The sequence below is a fragment of the Arthrobacter sp. 35/47 genome, assembly GCF_000520475.1.
Taxonomy (GTDB): domain Bacteria; phylum Actinomycetota; class Actinomycetes; order Actinomycetales; family Micrococcaceae; genus Arthrobacter_D; species Arthrobacter_D subterraneus.
The window spans coordinates 190,125-194,642 of the sequence record NZ_KI914581.1 but is presented as its reverse complement, the minus strand read 5'-3'; the positions used below and the strand labels follow the sequence as shown (position 1 = coordinate 194,642).

Annotated in this window: 4 protein-coding genes; 3 read left to right on the top strand and 1 reads right to left on the bottom strand. The window is 66.5% G+C overall.

All coding sequences use genetic code 11. The annotated features are described in order from the left end of the window. Positions 1–28 precede the first annotated feature (28 nt). Positions 29–1,273, bottom strand: coding sequence for an MFS transporter (locus tag X803_RS0101295; RefSeq protein ID WP_026543719.1), 1,245 nt, complete (start codon positions 1,271–1,273; stop codon positions 29–31). Positions 1,274–1,410: 137 nt separating this feature from the next. On the opposite strand from X803_RS0101295, the gene X803_RS0101290 reads away from it, so the two are divergent. The 3 genes from X803_RS0101290 to X803_RS17015 form a co-directional block, all read left to right on the top strand. Further along, on the top strand, positions 1,411–2,835 hold the full coding sequence (locus tag X803_RS0101290) for an FAD-dependent oxidoreductase (protein WP_026543718.1): 1,425 nt from the start codon (positions 1,411–1,413) through the stop codon (positions 2,833–2,835). Between the two features lie 98 nt (positions 2,836–2,933). Further along, complete coding sequence (locus tag X803_RS0101285) at positions 2,934–3,713, top strand: thioesterase family protein (protein ID WP_026543717.1); 780 nt, start codon at positions 2,934–2,936, stop codon at positions 3,711–3,713. A 108-nt stretch (positions 3,714–3,821) separates the two neighbouring features. Further along, the coding region (locus X803_RS17015) for an aldo/keto reductase (protein ID WP_035777397.1) at positions 3,822–4,518 on the top strand (697 nt) is incomplete at its 3' end.

Here is a 4,518-nt window from a genome sequence, read left to right as displayed (position 1 = left end):
CTCGGACGCGAGCCGATCGGGTCCTCGCTCAACGGTGTCCTCCTGTCCTGCCGACGGCATCTTCCTGCCTGGGCGTCGGTGCCCCGACGGTCCAGAGGCGCCATGCCGCTACAGCGCCGAGTGCAGCGAGCGCAGCAAGGATCAGTGCAGCCGCAGGTTGACCGGCCGCCGCCCCAACCCCGCCCGCAACGGGATAAGTGATGATGAAGCAGGCATGGGACAGTGAGAACTGCGCGGTGAACAGGTAGGACCGGGTGGAATCGGTTGCGGCACGCCGCAGCAGCCTTGCCGACGGCGTGTTGATCATCGATGTGCCCGCTCCCAGGCCCGCCCACAACACCAGCATCAGCAGCCACGGCGGACGCACGGCCGCAACCACGCCCGCGGCGCCCACGCCGGCAGCAACCAGTGCGCTCCCACCCAGCATGAACGCGCGGTCCGTGAAGCGTTCCAGCAGTCCCGGCGTCGTAAGCGCCACGAGCATCGACCCGCCGCCGTAACAGGCGAGGGCCACTGCCACCTGCGCGTTGGTGCCGCCGTAGAGGTCCCGGACGTAGACAACGGTATTCACCAGCACGAGAGCCGTACCGCATGCGACCACCAGGTTCAGGGCAAGGAGGCCGCGAAGAGGCGGCAGCTGCAGGAAGATCCGCGACCCGAGGGTGGTGCGGTGGAGAAGGGAACCGGTTCCGGCGGCTGACGGGGAAGCGGGAAGTCGCGTGGCCAGCACCAGCAGGGCCGAGAGAAGAAAACCTGCAACCGTGCCGAGGAACAGGTTTGAATAACTCATGACCACCAGCAGCGCCGCAGCGAGGATCGGGCTCACCAGCGACTCAAGGTCGTACGCCAGCCGGGAGAGGGACAGGGCCTTCGTGTAATCGCGTTCCTGCGGCAGAACGACGGGGATCACCGACTGGAAGGCCGGGGTGAAGGTTGCCGAGGCGGACTGCAGGACGAACACGAGCACGTAAACCTGCCACACCTGATCCACGAACGGCAGCATCAGCGCAACTGCCGCCCGGACGAGGTCCGCGGCCACCAGCACCGCCTTTGGAGGCAGATGTTCAACGAGCGCAGCCATGAGCGGTGCAACGGACACATAGGCGAGCATCTTGATGGTGAGTGCGGTGCCCAGGATGGCCCCGGCCCGGCCTGCGGCCAGGTCGAACGCGAGCAGACCCAGAGCCACCGTCAGGAGGCCGGTCCCCAGAAGCGCGATGACCTGCGCGGAGAAGAGGTTGCGGTAGGCGGGAAGACGGAGAACTGTCAGCACTTCCCTAATCTAGACCACGTGTGCGCAATCGTGCACCTATTGCCGATATATTGACAGACATCGATGTCTCGCCGGATACTTACATCGACAAAAATCAATGCAGTGCACCCGCTTGTTCGTTGAGCGAAAGGAACCCCATGTCGGAAAATCACGAACTGCCAGTGGCCATCCTCGGGGCGGGCCCGATCGGACTCGCAGCCGCTGCCCATGTACTCGAGCGCGGGCTCACTCCGGTGATCTTCGAGAAGGGAAGCACCGCCGGTGCCGCCATCCGGCAGTGGGGCCATATCCGACTGTTTTCACCCTGGCAGTACAACGTCGACGACGCCGCCCGGCGCCTTCTGGAGCCCACCGGCTGGGAGGAGCCCAGGCCTACCGCCCTGCCCTTCGGAGCCGAGCTGGTTGAGCGCTACCTTGACCCTCTGGCGGCAATTCCTTCCATCGCCTCCGTTCTCCGGTTCAACACGGAGGTTCTGGCGGTCACCCGGCAGGGCATGGACAAGACCCGAACCAGGGACCGGGAGCATCAGCCCTTCCTGATCCGGGTGCAGGGTCCGCACGGAACCGAGAACCACCTGGCGCGTGCGGTGATCGATGCCTCGGGTACCTGGAGCCAGTCGAACCCGCTGGGGCAGGCAGGGTTGCCGGCTTCCGGTGAAGAGTCCGCGCGGGCCTTCCTCACGGAGCCTCTGCCGGACGTCACCGGGGCGGATCGTGCCCGGTTCAGCGGCAAGCGCGTCATGGTTGTCGGTGCCGGGCACTCTGCCGCCAACACCCTTCTGAGCCTTGGCCAGGTTGCCAAGGCCGAGCCGGGAACCCGACTTTTCTGGGCCGTCCGCGGTCCGGGATCCGCCCAGCGGCTCTACGGCGGAGGTGATCTTGACGGTCTGCCCGCCCGGGGTGCCCTGGGCAGGCGCCTCCGGTCACTGGTGGAAGACGGGGTTGTGGAGCTGCTGACCTCCTTCTCCATCACCTCGCTGACGGCCGACGACGGCGCGCTCACCGTGCACGCCTCAACTCCCGATGGCGAGCGCGAGGTCCCGGTGGACGTGCTCGTTCCGGCCACGGGATTCCGGCCGGACCTTTCGATCCTGCGCGAGCTGCGGCTGGAGCTGGATCCCGCCGTCGAGGCACCGCGGGCACTGGGCCCGCTGATCGACCCGGAGTTCCACTCCTGCGGAACGGTTCCTGCACACGGTGCTGACGTGCTGGCCCATCCGGACCAGGACTTCTACCTTGTCGGCATGAAGAGTTATGGCCGCGCGCCGACCTTCCTGCTGGCCACCGGATATGAGCAGGTCCGCTCCGTCGTGGCCGCCATCGCAGGCGATACGGATGCCGCGTCCGCAGTCCACCTGGAACTGCCCGAAACAGGCGTATGCAGCACGGACCTCGGAGGCAGCTGCGATGCTCCGGCGGAGCCGACCACGGAATCCGGAGCGTCGTCGTGCACTGGGGATGAGCAGGCAGCAGAAGCAGGCTGCTGCGCCCAGCCCCAACTTCTCAGCCTCGGCGTGCCGACCGGCCTTGCACACGGACGCTCCGGCGATCCGGACTACTGACCTCCGGCAGCACGAAGCCGCCGTCTTTCGGTATTGTCGCTCCCAGGGCCGTCCCCGTCCCGCCCGCTTGTTTCCAGAGGAGCGTGTTCATCACCACCATGGCAGATTCCTACTACCGTCCGGCCGGCGTCGGGCAGTTCGAGGCGACCATCCACGCCCAGGGGGCCTGGAACGCGCACGAGCAGCATATGGCGCCCGCGTCGGGGCTCCTTGCCCACTGCCTGGAGCAGTTCCAGCCCAGGGCGGAGCTGCAGATGGCACGGATCTCCTACGAGATTCTCGGACTCATCCCGCTGGACACGGTCGAGGTGGCAACCCGCATGGTGCGTCCGGGGCGCACCATCGAACTGCTTGAAGCGGAGATGAACCACGGCGGCCGGACCGCGATCCGGGCCCGCGCGTGGCGGCTGGCTGCATGTGACACGTCTTCGGTGGCCGCGCTCGAAGACGAGCCGATGCCCGGTCCCGAGGAAGGCGAGGAGCATGATGCGGTCGCCGAATGGCCGGGCGGCTACATCCAGTCTCTTGACGTCCGCAAGCTGGACGGCCACCGCGCCGGACGTGGCCGTGTATGGTTGCGTACGCCGCTTCCGCTGGTCGAGGGTGAACAGCCCTCGGACGCGGCACGGCTTATCGGACTCATTGACACCGCAAACGGAATAGCCACCCGCGTTCCTCCGGGAGCGGGCAGCTGGGCTTTTCCGAACGTGGACCTGCAGGTGCACCTCCATCGCCGCCCGGAGGGCGAGTGGCTCGGTCTCGACACCCGTGTCAGCTTCGGACGCGACGGAGTAGGCCTGACCTCCTCGGTCCTGCACGATCTGGACGGACCCTTCGGCCGAAGCGAACAGATCCTGACCCTGCGTAAGCTGCCCTAAGCCCACGCGTTGAATTGGCAGGACACGCCCGCTTAAGCGCCACGATGAGGGGAGTATCCTGCCAAACCGATTCGAACAACGACGAGAAACCAACCCAGGGAGCTTTTGATGGAATACAGGAACCTCGGCAGCAGCGGTACCTCGGTCTCGGCGTACGCGCTGGGCACCATGACCTTCGGCGCGGAAGCCGATGAGGCCACGTCGCACGCCATCCTCGATGACTACGCCGACGCCGGCGGAAACCTGATCGACACCGCTGACGTCTACACGGCCGGCACCTCCGAGGAAATCATCGGCCGGTGGCTGAAGAAAAGCCCGGCAGCTTCCGACATGGTCCTCGCGACCAAGGGCCGGTTCCCGATGGGCAAGGGGGCGAATGACCTCGGGCTGTCCCGCAGGCACCTGCGGCTGGCACTCGACGCATCGCTCAAACGCCTCAATGTGGATCACATCGACCTGTACCAGATGCACTCGTGGGATCCGCTCACCCCGTTGGAGGAAACCCTGGGCTTCCTGCACGAAGCGGTGAGCGCCGGCAAGATCAGCTACTACGGCTTCTCGAACTACACGGGCTGGCAGCTCACCAAGGCCGTCGGAACCGCCAGGGCGCGCGGCTGGGACCTCCCGGTGACCCTGCAGCCGCAGTACAGCCTGCTGGTGCGCGGAATCGAGGCGGAGATTGTCCCGGCCTCGCTTGACGCCGGTCTGGGACTGCTGCCCTGGTCTCCCCTCGGCGGAGGCTGGCTTACGGGCAAGTACAAGCGGGACACCGCACCGGCGGGAGCAACCCGCCTCGGTGAGAACC

What these genes read in the sequence shown, in the direction of transcription:
- X803_RS0101290 (WP_026543718.1), top strand. Translation starts at nt 1,411, where the DNA reads ATGTCGGAAAATCACGAACTGCCAGTGGCCATCCTCGGGGCGGGCCCG.
- X803_RS0101285 (WP_026543717.1), top strand. Translation starts at nt 2,934, where the DNA reads ATGGCAGATTCCTACTACCGTCCGGCCGGCGTCGGGCAGTTCGAGGCG.